19 protein-coding genes are annotated in these 21,773 nt (G+C 38.7%); 17 read left to right on the top strand and 2 right to left on the bottom strand.

Going from position 1 to position 21,773, the window contains the following annotated elements; translation table 11 throughout:
• Positions 1-3 precede the first annotated feature (3 nt).
• A complete protein-coding gene (gene purE, locus ACY2RU_RS15450) occupies positions 4-492 on the top strand; it encodes a 5-(carboxyamino)imidazole ribonucleotide mutase (RefSeq protein ID WP_490139385.1) in 489 nt (162 codons plus the stop codon).
• 52 nt (positions 493-544) lie between these two features.
• Positions 545-2,575 (top strand): M3 family metallopeptidase, encoded by a 2,031-nt coding sequence (locus ACY2RU_RS15455; protein ID WP_490139386.1) that lies wholly within the window; start codon positions 545-547, stop codon positions 2,573-2,575.
• Between the two features lie 47 nt (positions 2,576-2,622).
• Here ACY2RU_RS15455 and ACY2RU_RS15460 read toward each other — a convergent pair whose 3' ends face one another.
• On the bottom strand, positions 2,623-4,065 hold the full coding sequence (locus ACY2RU_RS15460; RefSeq protein WP_490139387.1) for a M20/M25/M40 family metallo-hydrolase: 1,443 nt from the start codon (positions 4,063-4,065) through the stop codon (positions 2,623-2,625).
• 128 nt (positions 4,066-4,193) lie between these two features.
• Between ACY2RU_RS15460 and ACY2RU_RS15465 the strand changes: the two genes are divergently transcribed.
• From ACY2RU_RS15465 to ACY2RU_RS15485, 5 genes are all read left to right on the top strand, one after another.
• Positions 4,194-4,697, top strand: coding sequence for a GbsR/MarR family transcriptional regulator (locus ACY2RU_RS15465; RefSeq protein ID WP_490139388.1), 504 nt, complete (start codon positions 4,194-4,196; stop codon positions 4,695-4,697).
• Between the two features lie 408 nt (positions 4,698-5,105).
• Complete coding sequence (locus tag ACY2RU_RS15470; RefSeq protein ID WP_490139389.1) at positions 5,106-5,543, top strand: hypothetical protein; 438 nt, start codon at positions 5,106-5,108, stop codon at positions 5,541-5,543.
• Positions 5,540-6,448 carry a TIGR01777 family oxidoreductase gene (locus tag ACY2RU_RS15475; RefSeq protein ID WP_490139390.1) on the top strand — a complete coding sequence of 303 codons (909 nt, stop codon included), beginning with the start codon at positions 5,540-5,542 and terminating at the stop codon, positions 6,446-6,448. Before ACY2RU_RS15470 ends, ACY2RU_RS15475 begins: the two co-directional genes overlap by 4 nt.
• A 3-nt stretch (positions 6,449-6,451) precedes the next feature.
• The gene (locus ACY2RU_RS15480) at positions 6,452-6,913 is read left to right on the top strand and encodes an SRPBCC family protein (protein ID WP_490139391.1); all 462 of its coding nucleotides are present in this window, start codon (positions 6,452-6,454) and stop codon (positions 6,911-6,913) included.
• A gap of 81 nt (positions 6,914-6,994) precedes the next feature.
• Positions 6,995-7,549 carry a sigma-70 family RNA polymerase sigma factor gene (locus tag ACY2RU_RS15485; protein ID WP_490139392.1) on the top strand — a complete coding sequence of 185 codons (555 nt, stop codon included), beginning with the start codon at positions 6,995-6,997 and terminating at the stop codon, positions 7,547-7,549.
• A gap of 221 nt (positions 7,550-7,770) precedes the next feature.
• Here ACY2RU_RS15485 and ACY2RU_RS15490 read toward each other — a convergent pair whose 3' ends face one another.
• Positions 7,771-8,595, bottom strand: coding sequence for a UbiA prenyltransferase family protein (locus ACY2RU_RS15490; RefSeq protein ID WP_490139393.1), 825 nt, complete (start codon positions 8,593-8,595; stop codon positions 7,771-7,773).
• 171 nt (positions 8,596-8,766) lie between these two features.
• On the opposite strand from ACY2RU_RS15490, the gene gcvP reads away from it, so the two are divergent.
• The 10 genes from gcvP (at position 8,767) to ACY2RU_RS15540 (ending at position 21,756) form a co-directional block, all read left to right on the top strand.
• Positions 8,767-11,622, top strand: a complete 2,856-nt coding sequence (gene gcvP, locus ACY2RU_RS15495; protein WP_490139394.1) for an aminomethyl-transferring glycine dehydrogenase — start codon at positions 8,767-8,769, stop codon at positions 11,620-11,622.
• Between the two features lie 100 nt (positions 11,623-11,722).
• Positions 11,723-13,114, top strand: coding sequence for a M48 family metallopeptidase (locus ACY2RU_RS15500; RefSeq protein ID WP_490139395.1), 1,392 nt, complete (start codon positions 11,723-11,725; stop codon positions 13,112-13,114).
• A gap of 8 nt (positions 13,115-13,122) precedes the next feature.
• Positions 13,123-14,640, top strand: coding sequence for a DUF6770 family protein (locus ACY2RU_RS15505; RefSeq protein ID WP_490139396.1), 1,518 nt, complete (start codon positions 13,123-13,125; stop codon positions 14,638-14,640).
• A gap of 226 nt (positions 14,641-14,866) precedes the next feature.
• Positions 14,867-15,925 (top strand): 3-oxoacyl-ACP synthase III family protein, encoded by a 1,059-nt coding sequence (locus ACY2RU_RS15510; RefSeq protein WP_490139397.1) that lies wholly within the window; start codon positions 14,867-14,869, stop codon positions 15,923-15,925.
• 3 nt (positions 15,926-15,928) lie between these two features.
• Positions 15,929-16,447: a class I SAM-dependent methyltransferase gene (locus tag ACY2RU_RS15515; RefSeq protein WP_490139398.1), complete on the top strand. Its 519-nt coding sequence runs from the start codon at positions 15,929-15,931 to the stop codon at positions 16,445-16,447.
• Positions 16,448-17,296: a glycosyltransferase family 2 protein gene (locus tag ACY2RU_RS15520; protein ID WP_490139399.1), complete on the top strand. Its 849-nt coding sequence runs from the start codon at positions 16,448-16,450 to the stop codon at positions 17,294-17,296.
• A gap of 70 nt (positions 17,297-17,366) precedes the next feature.
• Positions 17,367-18,485 carry an alkaline phosphatase gene (locus tag ACY2RU_RS15525; protein ID WP_490139400.1) on the top strand — a complete coding sequence of 373 codons (1,119 nt, stop codon included), beginning with the start codon at positions 17,367-17,369 and terminating at the stop codon, positions 18,483-18,485.
• Between the two features lie 128 nt (positions 18,486-18,613).
• Positions 18,614-19,315, top strand: a complete 702-nt coding sequence (locus ACY2RU_RS15530; RefSeq protein ID WP_490139498.1) for an MlaE family ABC transporter permease — start codon at positions 18,614-18,616, stop codon at positions 19,313-19,315.
• Positions 19,315-20,076 (top strand): ABC transporter ATP-binding protein, encoded by a 762-nt coding sequence (locus ACY2RU_RS15535; protein ID WP_490139401.1) that lies wholly within the window; start codon positions 19,315-19,317, stop codon positions 20,074-20,076. The genes ACY2RU_RS15530 and ACY2RU_RS15535 overlap by 1 nt, the downstream gene beginning before the upstream one ends.
• 66 nt (positions 20,077-20,142) lie before the next feature.
• Positions 20,143-21,756: an FG-GAP-like repeat-containing protein gene (locus tag ACY2RU_RS15540; protein ID WP_490139402.1), complete on the top strand. Its 1,614-nt coding sequence runs from the start codon at positions 20,143-20,145 to the stop codon at positions 21,754-21,756.
• Positions 21,757-21,773: the final 17 nt, after the last annotated feature.

Genomic DNA, 21,773 nt, shown 5'->3' on the forward strand with positions numbered 1-21,773 from the left:
CATATGAAAGTAGCAATCATTATGGGAAGTACGAGCGACATGCCTGTTATGCAGGATGCCATCGATATTTTAAAAGGCTTCGATATTGAAGTAGATGTAGATATTGTATCTGCTCATCGCACACCCGATAAACTTTTCGATTATGGTAAAAACGCCCATACTCGTGGTATTTCGGTAATTATTGCCGGGGCCGGAGGCGCGGCGCATCTCCCCGGAATGATCGCTTCACTTTCGCCCTTGCCTGTTATTGGTGTACCCGTAAAATCAAGTAACTCTATTGATGGCTGGGATTCTATCTTATCGATCTTACAAATGCCTGGCGGTGTTCCTGTAGCAACGGTCGCTTTAAATGGCGCTAAAAATGCGGGTATTCTTGCCGCACAAATTGTTGGCGTTGCAGATAAATGCGTTTTAGACAAAGTTATCGCCTATAAGGAAGGCCTAAAAATGAAGGTCGAAGAAGGAGCAGCACAAATCCGCAGTAAACAGTAGCCCCTTTTCTTAATCCAAATTACTTTCAAAACCTCAAACGCTTACAGCACTTATGAATTCGTTATTAGAAAAATTTGACATCGCCCCATTTTCAAAAATTAAAAATCAAGATTTTCTCCCTGCCATTAAAAAACTCATTGAAGTAACGAAAGCGGAAATTGATACAATCACGAAAAATACGGCTATTCCTACTTTCGAGAACACTGTTGAGGCTTTAGAAAACACAGGACTTCAATTAGATCGAGCCACGAGCATTTTTTTTAATCTGAATAGCGCCGAAACCAATGACGAAATTCAGAAGATAGCACAAGAGGTCTCTCCTTTACTTTCAGATTTTTCAAACGACTTGCTTCTCAATGAAGCACTTTTTGCACGTGTCAAGACCGTTTACGACCAAAAAGACGCTTTAGACCTCAACGCCGAACAGCAAATGCTGCTCGATAAACAGTATAAAAGCTTTGCTAGAAATGGCGCTAATCTTTCAGAAGAAAAGAAGAAGCAACTGCGCACTATTGATGCCGATCTGGCCAAACTAAAGCTCACCTTTGGTGAAAATGTACTCGCTGCAACTCAAGCTTTTGAAATGCACCTTACTTCGGAAGAGGATCTTGCCGGCCTACCAGACGGTGTAAAAGAAGCTGCGGCTCAAACAGCCAAAGAAAAAGACAAAGAAGGTTGGGTGATCACCTTAGATTATCCCAGCTATATTCCGTTTATGACCTATGCCGAAAATCGGGCACTTCGGAAGGAGCTTTCGCTCGCATTTGGGTCTCGCGCCTTTAAAGGCGATAAAAACGACAATCAACAAAATGTTTTATCGATTGCAAATCTGCGTCATCAGCGAGCGCAGTTACTGGGTTATAAAAGTCACGCTCACTTTGTGCTCGAAGAGCGAATGGCCGAAACTCCAGAGAAAGTACAATCTTTTCTTCAAGAATTGCTTGAAAAGGCGAAACCAGCCGCAGAAAAAGAGTTTGACGAATTGGAAGCATTCGCTAAAGAATTGGACCAAATCGACCGACTTGAAAAATGGGACAGTTCTTTTTATGCTGAAAAACTAAAACAAAAGAAATTTAGTCTCGACGACGAACAGCTAAAGCCTTATTTTAAACTTGAAAACGTCATAAATGGTGTGTTTACCGTAGCGCAAAAGTTATTCGGACTGAAGTTTAAACTTGACGAAACGATCGATGTCTATCATAAAGACGTAAAAACATATCGCGTTACTGACGCAGAAGGTGAATTTGTGGCATTGTTTTATGCCGATTTCCATCCGCGTGCAGGAAAGCGTGGTGGTGCCTGGATGACAAGCTATAAACCACAACAATTGATCAATACAAAAACAGGCGTTGTAAATGATCGTCCGCATGTGTCGATCGTCTGTAATTTTACAAAACCCACTGCAACCAAGCCATCGCTACTAACCTTTAATGAAGTAACCACGCTCTTTCATGAATTTGGGCATGCGTTACACGGAATGTTGGCGAATACGCAATACAAAAGTCTAAGCGGAACCAGCGTATATTGGGACTTTGTTGAATTACCAAGCCAGATGTTAGAGAATTGGTGTTATGAAAAAGAAACGCTTGAACTTTTTGCGACTCATTATGAAACTGGAGAAGTCATTCCGATGGAACTAATTTCAAAAATCAAAGAATCGGCTGCGTTTCACGAAGGAATGCAAACGCTACGCCAGCTAAGTTTTGGTATGCTTGATATGAAATGGCACGGACAAGACCCTTCCGAAGTTAAAGATGTTAAAGCCTTTGAAACGGAAGCATTTAAAGAGACTAGTTTATACCCAGACACGCCAGAAACTTGTATGAGCACAGCTTTTTCACACATCTTTCAAGGAGGCTATTCGGCGGGATATTACAGTTATAAATGGGCTGAAGTATTAGATGCAGATGCTTTCGCTTATTTTCAAGAAAAAGGAATTTTCAACAAAGGAGTTGCAGACAAATTTAAAGCCTTCGTTTTGTCGCAAGGCGGAACACAAGATCCCATGGAACTTTATGTAAAGTTCCGCGGAAAAGAACCAAATCCAGATGCATTGCTAAAGCGCGCGGGATTGATACAATAAAAAAAGCTGCCTAAAAAGGCAGCTTTTTTCTTCCGAAGAAATTGGATTTATTTTAAAATGACCTTTTTACTAATTGTTTTGTTGTTGGCTAATTGAAAGCTAACTACATAAACACCATCAGCATATTTTGCCAAGGAAAGCGTTCCCTTATTATCATGAACGTTCGTTGAGACCACTTCTTTTCCTGAAATATCATACACTGAAATACTTTTAAGTGCTGAAGCGTTATTGAGCACTTCATAAAGCAACACTCGGTTATTTACAAACAAGGTGTATTCATTATTAGGAAATTCAGATACAGAAAGTTTATCTTCTCCTTTTGAAGTTTCAATTAAATATTCGGCACAGAGCTTTGCAAATTTAGTAGCGTGATCTGCCGTTCCCGAATATGTATCATTTGGCGTGTGAATATTAGGGTTGTGTTGTCCGAAGTTAGCTTCAAATGGAAAAGCCGCCATATACCCTTCATTGGTCCAGCTAGCATGATCTGAGCAGCCATAATTACAAACAGATGTTCCGTAGCTAACTTGATGCGGTGCCGTGGTGTTGTAATGATCGAGAAGTTGCATAAGGTAACTATTCAGTGTAGCATCAGTAAAATCTGTAACAAAGGATACATCGTTTGCAGAACCGTTGTAGTTGGTCATATCAAATTGAACTGCTGAAATTACGTTTACACTATTGTCATCGTATTCATCAGCGATTTCCGCAGAACCAACCAAACCGATCTCTTCCGCAGCATAAGCCATCACTTCGATCGTTCTTTTAGGTACAAAGTTAACTTCAAAAAGAGCACGGATAGCTTCCGTAATGGTTGCAATACCTGAGGCGTCGTCATCGGCTCCTGGCGCATCGTTATTTCCTTGGTTTGATGTAGAATCTAAATGTCCACCAACAACTACATATTCATCGGGGAATTCAGATCCTTCAATAGTCATAATAACAGAAGGCATTGGCGTATTTTGATGTGTAAACAGACGAACACTTACATCGGTTCTTCCGTAGGTTGCCGCCATAGCTTCCCATTTGGCTTTTAATTCGGTTGCCGCTTGGGTTGCGGCTGCTCTGTTATGAAAACGTGTTCCATAATCTTCCAACTCCATAATATGATCTTCAATATTCTGTGTGCTTATTGCATTCATCGCATCATACACCCAAATATCTTCAGTGATCGTAAAAGGTAGTAAGACACGTTGCGGACGAGCCTTATCTTCAAGCAAAGACTCTAATGCATCTTCAAGAGAGGCTTTAAAAATATATCCTGGTCCGTGCATTAAAACACGTTCATGTAATTCATGACCGGCTTTTTGGGTCATGTGAACCACAGCTTCATTCTGTTTGGTTTGTAAAATGTCAACTTCATTGGGGAAATCGGCTTTTAATTCTTCTGCATCTCCTAATGCCATCATGGCATAAAATCGCCCGTTTTCTTGAGCAAATACTGAGAGAGAGATAAAAAGTGCAAAAACACTAGTAAGGAGTAATTTCATAGCATATAGGGTTTTATAAAGAACCAAAGCTACTTAATTTTACGCTTAAATATCATGTTCTGCACACACTTTAACGTTAAAGTTTCAATTTTTATTGAAACTTTAAAATAATATGGTATATTTGCCTTATGGATTATAAAGAAGCGAAGAATAAATTTATAAGCACTTGGGGTGCTTTGGGCACGTTATGGGGAATCAACAAAGCTATGGCGCAGATACACGCTTTGCTTTTTATTTCGCCTCATCCTCTATCGATGGAAGACATCATGGAAGACCTTGGAATCTCTCGAGGTAATACTAGTATGAACCTTCGTCATTTGATGGAATGGGGTATTGTGCATAAAGTGAATATCCCAGGAGAACGCAAAGAATTTTTCGCAAGCGAAAAGGATGTAACCGAGCTTTCAAGACAAATAGCGAAGGAACGCAGCCGACGAGAACTGCAGCCAACTATTAAAGTTCTGCGCGACGTTTCTAGCATCAAAGATGACGGGTCCGAAAAAACAAAAGAACTTATTAAACAAACCAAAGCCATGCACGATCTGGCCGATACGGCAGATACCATGCTTAACCGAATTGTTAACCAAGAACAAAACTGGATCACAAAAACGCTGGTGAAATTTCTGAAATAAAAATTTTCAAGAAAGCTTTATAAGGGAACATTCCCTTATATTTTTAATATATAATTTCAATTATTATTGAAACTTTTAAATATCTAAAATAAAAACACTCTATCAAATCAATTTAATCGCACTTATAACCACTGTGGTACTTTATATCCCTGCATTATTAGGTATGTTTCTTCATCCATTATTAGGGCTTATTCAAATCATCTCATTACTCGTTATTCTCAGTAAATATCAGTCGGTTTCATCAGTTATTAAAAAACATATAACGATATATATGATTTTAGTGACGTTAATAAGCATACCCATGTTATTTGGTGGCGACATTGTTCTTATGGTCTTTTTTATTGGTTCCCTGGTCCTAGCGATCTACTTTGTCATCATCACCTACTTACTGTATAAAAGCAAAAAATCATGAAAATCGAGCTCCTTAAAATTGCCATCATTTTGGCTGGTATTGGACAGATACTGACCGCTATTATCTATCCTTTTGTACGCTACCGTGTTCTCCACTGGTTTGATGACCTAAAAAATTTAAGTCCGTTGAACCACGCTATCGCAAAGACCTACGGATACTATATTCAAGGAATCAACTTCTCTTTTGGGCTGCTTTCGGTGTTTCTAGTTAAAGATCTTTTGGTTACTAATAATCTTACTACAGCATTAGCTGGTTTTTTAGCAATTTATTGGATTGGCCGAATCTCCTTTCAGCTAAAAGATTACTCTTTTCGAGAACTTAAAAATCAAAAGAACTATCGCGCCGGAATCTGGAGTATGAACTTACTAATTACCTTTTTTGCAATAAGCTATATGGCTCTTTTTGTTAATCATCTTTTAAACATTTTATCATGAGCAAATTAATCATTGCCGGCGGAAGTGGTTTCTTAGGAAATGTGCTTATTGAACATTTTAAAGATTCTTTTCGCTCTATAATTGTTCTTACCCGTACAAGTCAGCCAGATAGAGGCATTGTAAAATACGTGCTTTGGGACGCTAAGACCTTAGACGCTTGGGCCAAAGAGATCGATGGAGCCGATGTTTTGATCAATTTAACGGGAAAATCTGTCGACTGCCGCTATAGCGAAAAAAACAAATCGCTTATCCTCTCTTCCCGTCTAGATTCAACCAAAATCTTAGGTGAGGCAATTATTGCTGCTAAAAACCCTCCGCGAATCTGGCTTAATTCGTCAACCGCTACCATTTATAGACATTCGCTTGATATGCAAATGAACGAAACAACTGGCGAGATCGGAGATGGCTTTTCGGTAGATGTTGCTAAAGCCTGGGAGAAAGTCTTTTTCAGTTTTAAACTTAAAAACACGCGTCAAGTGGCGCTTCGTACTTCTATTGTCTTCGGAAAAAAAGGCGGCGCATTTGTACCTATCAAAAAATTAGTCAAGCTTGGCTTTGGCGGGAAGCAAGGTGGCGGAGATCAAAAAGTAAGCTGGATCCACCAAACCGATTTTGCTCGTAGCATTCAATTCATAATCGAAAATAAAGCACTCTCGGGTTATGTAAACATTGTTTCACCTCAACCCACCACCAATAAAATTTTAATGGAGAAATTGCGCAATGCTGTTGGTATGCCTTTCGGAATTCCTATGCCTACTCCGCTATTAAAATTTGGCGCGAAACTTATAAAAACCGAAACCGAACTCATTTTAAAAAGCCGAAATGTAATTCCGCAGAAATTGCAAGAAAGCGGTTTTCATTATTCCTTCGGAAGTTTAGATGAAGCTATAAACGATTTAATATAAACCATGACAACGCTCCATTTAGAAACAGAGATCGAAGCGCCCATTGAAAAAGTTTTCGATTTAAGCCGAAGTATTGATTTTCATATAAATTCTGCTTCTCAAACTCAGGAAGAGGCCATTGGAGGTAGAACATCTGGTCTAATAACTTTGAATGAAACGGTCACTTGGCGCGGGAAACACTTTGGGGTATTTCTAAAACATACGAGCAAGATCATTTCGTTTCAGCAACCTACACAATTTACCGATATTATGATCAAAGGACACTTTACGTATTTTGCGCATCAGCATTTCTTCCGAAGTGAAAATGGTATAACGCTTATGGAAGATGTCATAAAATATAGAACGCCTTATGGTTTCTTCGGAAGATTTTTTGATCGATTTTTTCTAAAAAACCACCTTTTGCGATTTATCAAAACACGAAATCAGGCGATAAAAGCACATGCTGAAGCCTCTCAAGACTGCTAAAAGCATCACAAAATGAAGGCGGTAACGGAATAATTATTAAAACTTCATTATTTTTGGTATTGCTGAAAAGAAAAATAAAAAATGTCTAAACATTCCATTGATGCTAACAAATGGGTTGACCGCTACTCTGACTATCTCTATAATTATACGATCGTTCGGGTAAATGATCACGAAATTGCTCAGGATCTAATTTCTGAAACTTTTTTTGCCGGATTAAAATCGATGAACAATTTTAAGGGGGAAGCAAGTGAACGTACTTGGCTGATCTCTATTTTAAAACGAAAGATCATTGATCATTATCGTAAAACAAATTCCAACAAAGGCAAGGCCGAGGTTAGAATCAATTATAATGATGAAGATAGTGAAGGTGATTGGTTGGAAGAACGTGTAAGCGATCCATATGATATCAATGCTGAAGATACCTTTGAAAATGCAGAGTTAGGATTGGCTATTCAAGCGTGTTTAGATAGACTCAATGAAAAGCAAGCCACGATCTTCAAAATGAAAACCATTGATAATTTTGACACCGAAGCTATTTGTAATGAATTTAAAATTACTCCGTCTAATCTTTGGGTTATCATCCATCGCGCAAGAACATCGATGGCCGATTGCCTAGAAAAGAACTGGTTAAATTAATTATGAAGATATTTTTGAAATGCGACGAAGCCAATCATTCTTGTGATAAAAATCAATACAAGGAGGCTTCATTTATGGAGTTGATCAAGTTGAATATACACTTGATCTACTGCAGGGCATGTCGCAAATACACAGCCCGAAACACAAAATTGAGTAAAGCATTAAGACGCAATACACCAAAGGGTATGCCTTTAAGCGCAAAGCAAACGCTCAATGAGCGCTTACGAAAAGAAATAAACAAATAGTAAATAAAGGCCGAGCCATAAGATCGGGATGCCCTCAACAAAAAAAGACGCAAAATAGCGTGATTGTTTCATCTTAGAAACAACAAGCAAACCACCTAACAAGACACAAACAAGAAAGAGACTCCATAGATGCGGAGAGGCAATGGGGTGCTTAAAACCTTCAAGTAACATGCAGATGACCAACAGCATAATGCCTATTCCTTTTACTTTTTTTATTCCAAATTGCTGCGGAAGCGTTCTTAAAGCGGCTACATCAAATGCGAGATCCCTAACTTCAAAGGGCAAGATCAATACAATGACTAAAAGTATCCGCTGAATAAAACTGAGCCAAATCGATGTACTCAATAGCATGCTTTCAGATACAACAGGAACTATAACTGTTACTCCCGCCCACACAACAGCTACGATAAAAATTTTAAGGCCGCCTTGCCTGCGTAGATTTTTATACTTCGGAATTGGAACGGCGTAAAAGAAGGTAAGCGCAGCGAAAAGTGCTGTAATTAAAAGAGTAGCTTGAGTTAATTGCAATGCCACATATCCTAATATTCCGAAGGAAACAAAGGAAAAGATCTGAATCGACTTCAACATTCTTGTTAGGCTGCGGTGATGCAATCCCGCAATGCCTGCATACTTGACAAAGTTATAGCCCGTAACTGTTCCGAAGAAAATAAACAACCAAAGTGCATTAGAAATTTCTAGCTGATATTCCAAAACAGTAATACCTGTTAAAGCGCAAACAGCCAAAGCAACGTGAACACTGCCGTTTATATAGAAATCAAAAATACGCGCCAAAAGCTTCATCGCGTAAAAATAACGAAAGTGTTAGTAACCTTGTTTTTTTGGTTGAAAAGTTATGAGCGAGGCACTCACTTTTAACCGATTTTTGTGACTTAAATATCGTAATTTTGCACTGCTTATTACGAGCATAAAACAGGGTTATTAATTTGAAACACCCACTATCGGGTATATCCTATGAATACAGATTCTTTTGCCTATCGACATATTGGTCCGCGTAGATCAGACCTAGATTCCATGCTAAAAACCGTTGGTGCTTCTTCTATGGAGCAGCTTATTTCTCAAACCATTCCAGATGATATCCGTTTAAAGGAAGATCTGAGTTTGGATACAGCCATGAGCGAACACGAATATTTGGAACATATCACTGAATTATCTTCAAAGAATCAAGTATTTAAAACCTACATTGGTTTGGGATATCACCAAGCCATCACGCCTCCGGTTATTCAGCGTAATATTTTAGAAAACCCGGGTTGGTATACCGCTTACACGCCTTATCAAGCTGAAATAGCTCAAGGTCGTTTGGAAGCCTTGCTCAACTACCAAACCATGATTACCGATCTTACTGGTATGGAATTGGCAAATGCCTCGCTATTAGATGAAAGTACGGCTGCTGCCGAAGCTATGGCTTTATTATTTGCAGTGCGTGAGCGGGAACAAAAAAAGAACAACGCTAATAAGTTTTTTGTTTCTGAAGAGATCCTTCCGCAGACATTATCCTTATTGCAAACTCGATCAGAGCCATTAGGCATTGAACTTGTTATTGGAAATCATGAAACATTCGATTTTTCTTCGGAATTTTTTGCAGCTATTTTACAATATCCAGGGAAATCAGGACGTGTAGTTGACTATAAAGAATTTGTCGCTAAAGCCAAAGACGCACAAATAAAAGTAGCAGTTGCTGCCGATATTTTAAGCCTTGTAAAACTAGAAGCGCCAGGACATTTTGGCGTTGACGTTGTTGTTGGAACTACACAACGTTTTGGTATTCCTTTAGGTTACGGCGGACCGCACGCAGCCTATTTTGCCACTAGAGAAGAATATAAGCGAAGTATTCCAGGTCGAATTATTGGAGTAACCAAAGACACCGATGGAAACCGTGCTTTACGTATGGCGCTTCAAACACGCGAGCAACATATAAAGCGCGATAAAGCAACTTCTAATATTTGTACTGCGCAGGTTTTACTTGCTGTTATGGCGGGAATGTACGCTGTATATCACGGTCCAAAAGGATTGGAATTCATCGCAACAAAAATTCACAACTTAGCAGCAACACTTGCTGATGCCTTAGAAAAAATAGGACTACAACAAGTGAACGAAACCTACTTTGGTACCGTAGCTGTAAAAATTGACATTAATAAAGTAAAGTATATCGCTGAAACAAACGAGATCAATTTTTATTATCCCGACGAAGAAACTGTTTCTATTTCGATCAATGAAACAACAACACTTCGTGACTTAAATAAGATCCTTGCGGTTTTTACAGAAGCCTTGGCTCTTAATTTTGACAAGATCACAGAAGTTATTGTTGGTAACGCTATTCCTAAGTCGGTTGCACGTAAAACAACATTTCTAGAAAACGAAGTGTTTAATAGCTATCATAGCGAAACCGAGTTGATGCGTTATATCAAAAAGCTAGAGCGCAAAGATCTTGCTCTAAATCATTCAATGATCTCATTAGGTTCTTGTACAATGAAATTGAATGCCGCTGCCGAAATGCTTCCGTTAAGTGATCCTATGTGGGGCAATATGCACCCCTTTGCTCCTACCGAGCAAGCAGGCGGTTATCAATATATGCTTCAGAAACTAGAAATGCAACTGACCGAGATCACAGGTTTTGCAGGTACATCACTACAGCCCAACTCTGGCGCACAAGGTGAGTACGCAGGTTTAATGGTAATTAGAGCGTATCACGAATCGCGTGGAGATCACAATCGTAATATTTGTTTAATTCCCTCCTCTGCCCACGGAACAAACCCAGCTAGTGCCGTGATGGCAGGAATGAAAGTAGTAGTGACCAAAGCTACTGAAGATGGAAATATTGACGTTGATGACCTTCGTGCAAAAGCGGAAGAACACAAAGACAGCTTAGCAGCTTTAATGGTAACATATCCATCTACCCATGGAGTTTATGAATCGGCCATTAAAGAGATCACAAGTTTAATTCACGAAAATGGAGGTCAGGTTTATATGGATGGCGCCAACATGAATGCACAAGTTGCCCTCACAAACCCTGGTGCTATTGGTGCCGATGTTTGTCATCTAAATCTACACAAAACATTTGCTATTCCTCATGGAGGTGGTGGCCCGGGAGTTGGACCTATCTGTGTTGCAAAACAGCTTGTTCCATTTTTACCGAGCAACCCAATTATTGAGACTGGAGGAGATCAAGCGATCACCGCCATTTCAGCAGCACCTTGGGGAAGCGCCTTAGTTTGCCTTATCAGCTATGCCTATATCTGTATGTTGGGTGAAAACGGACTTAAAAAATCGACCCAATACGCTATCCTAAATGCAAACTATATTAAAGAGCGCTTAAACGGTCATTATGATGTATTGTACGTAGGTGAAAAAGGACGCGCAGCCCACGAAATGATCATTGACTGCCGACCTTTTAAAGAGAATGGTGTTGAAGTTACGGATATCGCAAAACGCCTTATGGACTATGGTTTTCATGCCCCTACGGTATCTTTCCCCGTTGCAGGAACGATGATGATCGAACCCACCGAAAGTGAAAGCAAGCAAGAACTAGATCGCTTTTGTGATGCCATGATTTCCATTCGTAGAGAAATTAATGAGGTAAATGTAAATGATGTAAATAACGTACTCAAAAACGCACCTCATACTCAAGCAATGGTGACTAGTGATGTTTGGGATTTTCCATATACCAGACAACAAGCAGCATTTCCATTAGATTATATCAGCGATAATAAATTTTGGCCTTCGGTACGTCGTGTAGATGATGCTTACGGCGATCGAAACCTTATCTGTACGTGTGAGCCTATTGAATCTTACATGGAACTAACAGAGTAAATCATTTACGGTTAGCTATTTACACAAATTCTATTCGTATAGTCTTAAAAGCCTTTCTCTGGAAAGGCTTTTTTTATGAGGCTTACTGGAATATTTGCGTATGTTTGCAACCTTTGCCCCCGTACCATTGAGACTACTATTTATATACATATTATTGCCTTTCCTCATGCCCTTTCAGGGAATGGCGCAGGAAATTCCTATAAAATACACTCCAGACGATCAAGAGGCATTACAACAGTATCTCACTAAAATTACCAACCAAAAAATAGCGACATACCAAGGTTCATACCGCAAACAAGCTGAGGAACATTGGAAGAAAAGAACCGAACATTTTTTAGATAAAATAACCGACAGTGTCTTTCTATTCGACCAAGAAATCACGACCGAATTACAACCTATTCTTGACGAAATTTACATATCCAATACCGAGATCGACCCAAGTAATTTTCGATTTTTCATCAACCAATCACCAGTGCCAAACGCGGCCTGCTATGGAAATGGGGTTTTTGACATCAACAACGGACTCTTCTCATTGACAGAAACCGACGCCGAACTCGCGTTTATTCTCTGCCACGAGATCGCACATTATCAATTGAATCATGTGGAACTTGCAGTAGAACAATATTTCGATGCCTTAGAATCGAAAGAAGGAAAAGCAAAGATCAAAGCAATTTATAGAGAACGCTATGGTCGAACTACAAAGGCACTAGAATTCTTTAAAGATTTTGAATATGCTCAATACGAGACTTCGAGAAAAGCAGAATCGGAAGCAGATTCTTTAGGACTCCTCTATTTCAAAAAAACGAAATACGACGGTAGCGCAAGCATGAAGATCTTGGCAAAACTCGATTTTGAAGACAAAGCTATTTTAGACGCACCCATCGCCATAGAAAAACACTTAAACACCAAAAACTATCCCTTTAAAAGCGGATGGTTAAAAAAGGAAGACAACACACTTTTTGATCTTGATGAAGTTTCTAATGATTATGCTTTCGATAAAGATTCACTCAAAACTCATCCCGATATTCCGAAGCGATTAGAAATTTTAAAAGCTTCCTTAAATACTTCGGAAATTTCAGGAGAAGCCAAACTGTTAAGTCGAGTTAAATTACGAAGCCAGCAAAATAGCATTACAGCAGCCATGGACAACAACAAACTCGATGTGGCTTTATATTTTCTGCTTTCGTTTTATAACAGTGAAAAGCTAGATGCTGAGACCTATTATTTTAAAACAGCTCTACTGCTTCGGAAGTTGTACGAATCTAAAAAAGACCATACCCTCGGAAAGCATGTGGCTCCTATTAGTCCTTTTTCCGACGAAGAACAACTCAATGCAATTCGACGATTTTATGAAAATATCGAATTAAAACATCTGCGGAAGTTGGGATATTGGTTCTGTATAGAAAACAAAGAGCATTTTCCTTCCGAAGAAGAATACAACACTATTTTTAAATTTTTCAAATCACTTAATCCAAACATACAATCAAATTAAATCTCCTTATGAATAAATTTTACATTTCCGTACTTGCTGTTTGTTGCTGTTTTGGTGCCATAGCACAGTCTAAAAAGATCAATGAGATCACCGAATTCAAATTGCGAAATTCTGGTGCTATCATGACCAAAGAAAATAGTGTTAATGGCTACTACTTCTTCTACCTTATTGATAAACTCAAAAAAGGTGAAGCAGAATACGGGATTAAAATTCTCGATAACAACCTTAATGAAGTGGCTCTTAAAAAGCATGTTGCCTCTAAGCATCTTTACTTGATGGAAACTAAGTTCAACAATGACGCCCTTATGTTTTCATTTATTGATAGAAAAGAAAAGATGATTCATTTGGTGGGTTATGACAATCAAGCCAATAAACTAAAGACAGAAAAGGTTGAACTGAGTAAAAAGGAGCTCATTTATATGGCGCAATTAAATCAGTCGAACGATTATAATATGTTGTTTCCCGTTCCTAATGGAGGTTTTCTTCTGAATCGTATTAAAGACAACCGCAAACTAGGTTATGTTATTGACTATTTCCCAACAAATGGAGGAAAATCTTGGTCGTACGGTTCTCCCGAAGAATCAAAAGAGATCATTATGGCAAACCCAATTGAAGTAAACGAGCGCTATATGGTGCTTATGGAATTCTCTCGTCCGGGAATGCTTTCTCAAAAGGTATCCCTAACCACGAAAGTTATTGACGTAGTAACTGGAAAATTGATCACGCAAATTGATCATGATGACGAAGAACCTAAACTAATTACGAATGCTTTTCTTGATGCCGATGACCAATTGGTTCTCTTAGGCGAATATTTTGAAGCTGGTGATAAGATCATGAAAGCCGAAAGTCAAGGTCTTTTTGTTCAAGTATTGAACAGCGAAGGAACTGTGGTAAAGCAAAGTCGCTCGAGTTGGAAAAATGAAATTGCTCCCAAGCTTAAAAACGTGATTGAAAAAGAAAACTACTATGTTTACTTTCACGATATCGTACCTACAGCAAATGGTCATTATTATGCCATTGGGGAAAAATTTAGAAAAACGGCAAGCGCTGGCGGAATTGCCATGGCAGTACTTTCACGCGGCCAGAGTCCAGTGACACAGCTAACGATTACCGATGCGCTTATTTTCGATTTCGACGCAGATTTTAATCTTCAGAAAGTTGATCTGTTTGAAAAAGGAACTTCCCGCGCCCCAAGTGTATCAGATTTTGGGAGTCCTCAGTTAAATGCTCACGCCTTGGTTAATTTAGGTGGTTTTGATTACGAATACACTCAAATTGATCGTGAAAACGATCGTTTTTACGCTTGTTTTACTGATTACGAAAGACTGAAGGGTGAAAAGAACAAGATGGCCTTTAAGACGATTATTTATGATGAAGGTGAATTTTCACAAGATAAAATCTATCTTGATGAGAAGGGGAAATTTGTAAGAATTTTACCTGCTAAGATTGGAAATGTGGTTCTTTTAGAATACGATCGGAAAGCAAAGGAGCTTGAAATTCATATGGAAAAACTGAATATCGAGTAAAATTTCTTCAGAAAAAGCTAATTGCAAAAAACCTGAAAATTAACTCTTTTCAGGTTTTTCATTTTCACGACCACCTTTTTAAGAAAATTGGCAAAAGGAGTCTAAAATTGTATAATTTTGTAATTATTATTCAAATAATTTCAGAATACATTAGAATACAAGCATTTCCTCGCTTTTACGATAATTACGTTCGAAGTTTTCAGTATTTTTATCAAAATTTTGACACATGAGCACTAAGATAATAGGCGTTGGCAGTTATATCCCCCAAGGCGTCGCAAAGAATGAATCTTTCGAGAATCATCGTTTTTTTAACGAAGACGGATCGGAATTCGGTCATGAAAATGATGTGATCATTGAAAAATTCAAAGCCATTACGGGTATTGCCGAAAGACGCTACATTCAAGACAACCTCACAACCTCAGAAATCGCGGCAGTCGCAGCACAGAAAGCAATTGATAACGCAGGGATCGATAAAGAAACCCTTGACTATATAATCGTAGCACATAACTATGGCGATGTAAAACACGGTCATGTTCAAAGCGACACGGTTCCTAGTTTGGCTTCCCGTGTCAAGCATTTACTGAAAATTAAAAATCCATATTGTGTAGGATACGATGTGTTATTTGGTTGTCCAGGTTGGGTAGAAGGAATGATTCAGGCACATGCCTTTATAAAAGCTGGCATGGCAAAAAGATGTCTTGTTATTGGTGCCGAAGCACTATCGCGGGTAGTTGATCAGCATGATCGCGATTCAATGATTTATAGTGACGGGGCGGGAGCTACTGTGGTAGAAGCTCAAGATGGTTCATCTACTATTCTTGCTCATAAAACAGCCACGTACGCCTATGATGAAGCACATTTTATATATTTCGGTGAATCAAATAACCAGGAAGTTACTGATGCGCGGCGTTATATTAAAATGTACGGACGTAAGATTTACAATTTTGCATTGAGTAATGTTCCGGAAGCAATGAAAGCGGCTTTAGACGAAAGTGGTGTGTCGATAAAAGATCTCAAAAAGATCTTTATTCATCAGGCCAATGAGAAAATGGATGAAGCCATTATCAAACGCTTCTACAAACTGTATGAGTTAGAAACTCCAGACAATATTATGCCAATGAGTATTAACAAGCTTGGAAATTCTAGTGTAGCAACTATACCCACGCTATATGACCTTGTGCTTCAGGGAAAGATGAAAGGACATGAAGTAAAAACAGGAGATGTTATTATGTTTGCCAGTGTTGGCGCGGGAATGAATATTAACGCTATTGTTTACAGGGTTTAGATTATGTATGAACATATTCCGAAGAAACGCTACAGACACACCCTTGAGTTTGTTCAGAATCATATAAAGACAAACGAAAAAATTTTAGATCTTGGGGTTAAAAACCCGTTTTCAGAAATTCTACAGTCTCAAGGCTTTCAAGTTATCAATACAAAAGGCGAAGATCTCGATCTAGAAACTTCCGCAGTTAAAACAAACGATTTTGATGTTGTTACCGCTTTTGAGATCTTTGAACATCTCGTTTCTCCTTTTAACGTGCTCAAAGATATTCAGGCTAAAAAACTCATTGCTTCTGTGCCATTAAAGTTATGGTTTGCATCGGCATATCAAAGTCCGACTGACGAACGCGACCGCCACTATCACGAATTTGAAGATTGGCAATTCGATTGGCTTTTGGAAAAAGCAGGCTGGCGTATCAAACAACGCGAAAAATTTACCAATCCCGTTCGAAAAGTTGGTATCCGCCCCATATTAAGAAGATTTACGCCACGTTATTATTTGGTCTATGCCGAACGTGTTTAGATGAAATACTACATCGTCATACCTGCACACAACGAAGAGGCTCATCTTAAAAAGACGCTAGAATCACTTGTGGCGCAGACCGTCTTACCAACAAAAATTGTAGTGGTGAACGATGGCTCAACAGATGGAACACAACAAATTATTGATAGATTTTCTCGAGATCACCCTTTTATTTCGGGCGTTGTAAATGCTTCGGAAACGGAACACGCACCAGGCAGCAAAGTAATTTCTGCCTTTTATAAAGGCTTTGAGACCCTAGATACCGATTTCGATGTAATCTGTAAATTTGACGCAGACTTGATCTTTCCGAAGAATTACCTAGAAAAGATCACTAAATTATTTCAGAAAAACAACAACTGTGGCATAGCAGGAGGTTTTTGCTACATTGAGCGCAACGGAAATTGGGAACTAGAAAACCTAACCAATAAAGATCATATTCGCGGAGCCTTAAAAGCCTACACAAAAAAGTGCTTTAAAACGATTGGCGGATTGAAAAACGCGATGGGCTGGGATACAGTTGACGAGTTGTTAGCGCAATATCATGGATTTACTATAGCCACTGATGAATCTTTACATGTAAAGCATTTAAAACCCACAGGCAAGGCTTATACCAAGGCAGCCAGATATAAACAGGGCGAGGCATTTTATAAAATGCGCTACGGAACAACGCTTACTCACATCGCTTCACTAAAATTAGCACTTCGGAAAAAGAACCCTAGTTTCTATTTTGACTGTATTAGCGGTTATTCAAAAGCAAAAAAAGAACAACTCCCCTTTCTAGTTTCTGAAGAAGAAGGCGTCTTTATTAGAAAACTTCGTTTTGATGGTATTAAAAGAAAGCTTTTCTAAATAGCTAACCTTACCGTAATACAAGTATCAGAGTTTCTTGTTATTTTTGCACCACCTTAAGGTCACTTTCATGAAAACAATCCCTACACTTATTCTCGTTGCGCTTCTTGTGGTTTCTTGTAGTTCGCAACAAGCAATCGTTTCAAGCCCAGAAAACGGCTCACAACCATCACAAATCGATGTAAAATATCCAAAAAACATCATCTTGCTCATTGGTGATGGTATGGGGTTAAGCGAGATCTCGGCCGGATTGTTTTACAATGATGCCCCTTCAAATTTTGAACGTTTTCAGACCATCGGACTCATAAAAACATCTTCTTCAAGTGATTTGATAACCGACTCTGCCGCTGGAGCAACAGCGTTTTCCGCAGGAATAAAAACATATAATGGAGCCATTGGAGTTGACAAAGATCAAAACGCGGTCGAAACTATTGTTGAGATCGTTTCCAAAAAAGGTTTAGCCACGGGTGTCGTTGCAACTTCATCTGTGGTTCACGCAACACCTGCAAGTTTTTACGCACACGAAAACAAGAGAAGACTGTATGAAAATATAGCGAAAGATCTCGTCTCTTCAGATATCGATTTTTTTGCCGGAGGAGGTTTAAAATTTTTTAATCAACGAAAAGACGGATTGGATCTTTTAGCTGAATTAAAGCAAAAAGATTTTGAAATCCACACAACACAACTACCAACTTCTATGTCAAATAAAAAGCAAGCCATTTTGCTAGCAGAAGACGGGATGCCTAAAATGATAGAAGATCGAGGGTCATTTCTGCAAGATGCCACAACTTTGGCAATACAGAAAATGTTGGAAAATAAAAATGGGTTTTTCTTAATGATAGAAGGATCACAAATAGATTGGGGCGGACATAATAACGAAGCCGATTATCTTATTGGAGAGCAAATTGATTTCGATAAAACCATTGGTGCCGTGCTAGATTTTGCTGAAAAGAACGGTGAAACTCTCGTTATTGTTACCGCAGATCATGAAACAGGCGGATTCACCTTAGCGACAAAAAATGGCGATTATAATCAAATTGAGCCTGCTTTCTCAACGGGAGGGCACTCTGCCACGATGGTTCCGGTATTTGCGAAGGGACCAATGGAATCCTATTTCGCCGGAATCTACGAAAACACGGCTATTTTTCATAAAATGGTGGAACTCTTCAATCAAAACAAAAAACAATAGGAATCTGTTCAAGAATCATCCTAATCAGCAACTAACACTCACGTAATTTTGTTACTTTAGTGCATCGTAAGAATACTTAAAAACAATTCCACTTGAAGTACATTGAAGATATTGGTTCTTATTTCATCATGCTTAAGAAGGTCTTCGGAAGCTTTACTAAAAGATCGGTACTTCGCGAGCTCATTTTTAAAGAAATTGATGATCTGATCATTGGTTCCTTAGGAATAGTGGTATTTATTTCCTTCTTTGTGGGAGGTGTAATAGCCATTCAGACCGCCTTAAACTTAGAAAATCCGATACTGCCAAAATCACTAATTGGCTTCGCAACCAGACAATCTATTATACTTGAATTTGCCCCAACTTTTATGTCGATCATCATGGCCGGAAAAGTTGGCTCTTTTATCACCTCAAGCATAGGATCCATGCGTGTTACTGAGCAAATAGATGCCCTTGAGGTCATGGGGATAAATTCATTGAATTATCTGGTTTTTCCTAAAATTGTAGCCTTGATGCTCTACCCTCTTGTTATCGCTTTATCTATGTTTTTAGGAATATTAGGAGGATGGGTAGCTGCTGTATATGGCGGATTTTCTAGTTCAACTGCTTTTACGAGTGGACTTCAGGAAGATTTTACAACTTTTCATCTCGTTTACGCATTTTTAAAAACCTTTGTATTTGCCTTTATCTTAGCTACTGTACCTTCTTGGCAGGGTTATTACATGAAAGGAGGGGCCCTAGAGGTTGGAAAAGCCAGCACTAAAAGTTTTGTATGGACCAGTGTCTTGATCATTCTATCTAATTTTATAATAACCCAACTTCTTCTAAGCTAATGATCAAAGTAGACAATGTAAAGAAGCGTTTTGGCGATGAGGAGATTCTAAAAGGGATCACCACCGTCTTCGATAAAGGAAAAACCAATCTTATTATTGGACAAAGTGGTAGTGGAAAAAGTGTATTGCTCAAGTGTCTTTTGGGCCTTTTTCAACCTGAGGAAGGAAAGATCTACTATGAAGAGAATGCCATACAAGACATGAACGATGATGAAAAACGGGCGCTGCGTGAAGAAATAGGGATGTTATTTCAAGGCGGAGCTTTATTCGATTCTATGACCATCGAAGAAAATGTTATGTTTCCTCTTCGCATGTTTACTAAACAGCGAAAAAGCGAAATGTTAGACAGGGTGAATGACGTGCTTAATCGTGTTAACCTAGAGAACGTTAATAAAAAATATCCCGCCGAAATTTCTGGAGGTATGCAAAAAAGGGTTTCTATTGCTCGGGCAATAGTCAATAAGCCAAAATATCTTTTTTGCGATGAACCTAATTCAGGTCTCGATCCAAAAACAGCCACGGTAATCGACAATCTCATTCAAGAAATCACCCATGAGAACAACATTACAACAGTTGTGGTAACTCACGATATGAATTCGGTAATGGAAATTGGTGAAAGTATTGTTTTTCTGAAAAATGGTCTTCTGGTTTGGCAGGGAACTCAGGAAGACATTTTTAAAACCGACAATAAGGATGTAACCGATTTTGTGTATTCTTCCGATCTTTTTAAGAAAATAAGACAGATTCAACAACACGATTAATTCAGACCTAAGTTTGTGCCCCTTAGTTTTTTACAGTACATTTAAACTCTAAAAAACACATTTTATATGAAAAAAAGCGTACTTCTGGGTTTTGCCCTCTTATTGAGTGCTACCCTTCTTGCACAAGTCTCGTTTACTAACCAAAGTGCATTATTAGGCAATTACCCCGACACTTCGGAAGTTGCTGTTGACATGAATGGTGATGGACTAGACGATTATGTTCGTGTTTCAAACAGCGGCGTTGGTATTGATTATCAACAAGCTGATGGATCATTTACATCAACTTTATACAATATAACCATTGCCAATGTACCCAATTGGAGTGTTGCCGCGGGTGACCTTGATGAAAACGGCTTTAACGACCTAGTTCTTGGTAACGGCCAACGTGTTTCCTTCCTGATGGCAAACGCAACAGGAACAGATTATACCGAAGTAACACATCCAGAATTTATTTTTTCTCAACGTTCAACGATGGCCGATATTGATAATGATGGCGATCTAGATTCGTTTGTATGTCACGATATAGATCTTAGTCATCCATATCGCAACGACGGAAATGGAAATATGACCCTAGATCAAACTCTTATCGAAACCTTAGACCGCCCGGGTAATTACGCGGCGATCTGGGTTGATTACGATAATGATGGAGATAGTGATATGTATCTCACCAAATGTCGCGGTGGTGCTGCACCAGGTGATCCAAATCGTGATAACGCCATGTATACAAATAATGGTGACGGAACTTTTACTGAAAACGGACTCGATATCAACATGCGTGACAATGCACAATCTTGGGCAACAGTATTTGAAGATTTTGACAATGACGGCGACTTCGACGCATTTATAGTAAATCATGATTTTGAAAACCGATTGATGGAGAATGATGGTACTGGCATGTTTAACGATGTTATCAATGGCTCAGGTATCAATCCACTTGATCTAGGTGCATGGGAAAATCAAAGTGCCGATTTTAATAATGATGGATTTATTGATATTTTTTCTGAAATGTCTCAGGAATTATATCTCAACAACGGCGATATGACTTTTACAGGTCAGAATCTTTCTTTTGATGAAGGCGCTATTGGTGATTTCAATAACGACGGTTTTCTTGATGTTGTTAACGACGGAAACTTATATATGAATGATGGCAACAGCAATAATTATGTAAAATTCTTATTAGTTGGAACAGACAGCAACCTAAATGGTATTGGAGCTCGTATCCAGATCAATGGTGACTGGGGAAGCCAAATTCGCGAAGTACGCTCAGGACAAGGTTTTAGTCATATGAACTCCTTAGTTGCTCATTTCGGACTTGGAACAAGTACAACTATAGATACTATCATTGTAAACTGGCCTTCTGGCAACGTTGACCAATTTGACAACCTTGATATCAATGCACAACATGTGTTAGTGGAAGGTAGCGCACCATTAGCGGTAACCGACTTTCAGAAAGACGGTATTTCAATTTACCCTAATCCAACAGCTGATATCATTAACTTCTCCTTAAAAGGGCTAGAAACGACTCCAGCTTCTGTTGTTGACATTAACGGTAAAACAGTTTTGAATACGGTGATATCTGCAGATAATAATATCAATGTTGCGAACCTAAGCAGTGGTGTTTATTTTGTGCAGTTTGAAATTGAAAAACAAGCCGTTCAGTATAAATTCATTAAGAACTAAGATTGTTTAAAATATAA

The organism is Ulvibacter sp. 2305UL32-6 (genome assembly GCF_058148545.1).

Excerpts from the sequence above, each read along its gene's own strand:
- ACY2RU_RS15525 (WP_490139400.1), top strand. The coding sequence starts at position 17,367 with ATGAAAACAATCCCTACACTTATTCTCGTTGCGCTTCTTGTGGTTTCT.
- gcvP (WP_490139394.1), top strand. The coding sequence starts at position 8,767 with ATGAATACAGATTCTTTTGCCTATCGACATATTGGTCCGCGTAGATCA.
- ACY2RU_RS15485 (WP_490139392.1), top strand. The coding sequence starts at position 6,995 with ATGTCTAAACATTCCATTGATGCTAACAAATGGGTTGACCGCTACTCT.
- ACY2RU_RS15540 (WP_490139402.1), top strand. The coding sequence starts at position 20,143 with ATGAAAAAAAGCGTACTTCTGGGTTTTGCCCTCTTATTGAGTGCTACC.
- ACY2RU_RS15465 (WP_490139388.1), top strand. The coding sequence starts at position 4,194 with ATGGATTATAAAGAAGCGAAGAATAAATTTATAAGCACTTGGGGTGCT.
- purE (WP_490139385.1), top strand. The coding sequence starts at position 4 with ATGAAAGTAGCAATCATTATGGGAAGTACGAGCGACATGCCTGTTATG.
- ACY2RU_RS15480 (WP_490139391.1), top strand. The coding sequence starts at position 6,452 with ATGACAACGCTCCATTTAGAAACAGAGATCGAAGCGCCCATTGAAAAA.
- ACY2RU_RS15500 (WP_490139395.1), top strand. The coding sequence starts at position 11,723 with ATGTTTGCAACCTTTGCCCCCGTACCATTGAGACTACTATTTATATAC.
- ACY2RU_RS15505 (WP_490139396.1), top strand. The coding sequence starts at position 13,123 with ATGAATAAATTTTACATTTCCGTACTTGCTGTTTGTTGCTGTTTTGGT.
- ACY2RU_RS15535 (WP_490139401.1), top strand. The coding sequence starts at position 19,315 with ATGATCAAAGTAGACAATGTAAAGAAGCGTTTTGGCGATGAGGAGATT.
- ACY2RU_RS15460 (WP_490139387.1), bottom strand. The coding sequence starts at position 4,065 with ATGAAATTACTCCTTACTAGTGTTTTTGCACTTTTTATCTCTCTCTCA.
- ACY2RU_RS15490 (WP_490139393.1), bottom strand. The coding sequence starts at position 8,595 with ATGAAGCTTTTGGCGCGTATTTTTGATTTCTATATAAACGGCAGTGTT.
- ACY2RU_RS15455 (WP_490139386.1), top strand. The coding sequence starts at position 545 with ATGAATTCGTTATTAGAAAAATTTGACATCGCCCCATTTTCAAAAATT.
- ACY2RU_RS15475 (WP_490139390.1), top strand. The coding sequence starts at position 5,540 with ATGAGCAAATTAATCATTGCCGGCGGAAGTGGTTTCTTAGGAAATGTG.
- ACY2RU_RS15510 (WP_490139397.1), top strand. The coding sequence starts at position 14,867 with ATGAGCACTAAGATAATAGGCGTTGGCAGTTATATCCCCCAAGGCGTC.
- ACY2RU_RS15520 (WP_490139399.1), top strand. The coding sequence starts at position 16,448 with ATGAAATACTACATCGTCATACCTGCACACAACGAAGAGGCTCATCTT.
- ACY2RU_RS15470 (WP_490139389.1), top strand. The coding sequence starts at position 5,106 with ATGAAAATCGAGCTCCTTAAAATTGCCATCATTTTGGCTGGTATTGGA.
- ACY2RU_RS15530 (WP_490139498.1), top strand. The coding sequence starts at position 18,614 with ATGCTTAAGAAGGTCTTCGGAAGCTTTACTAAAAGATCGGTACTTCGC.
- ACY2RU_RS15515 (WP_490139398.1), top strand. The coding sequence starts at position 15,929 with ATGTATGAACATATTCCGAAGAAACGCTACAGACACACCCTTGAGTTT.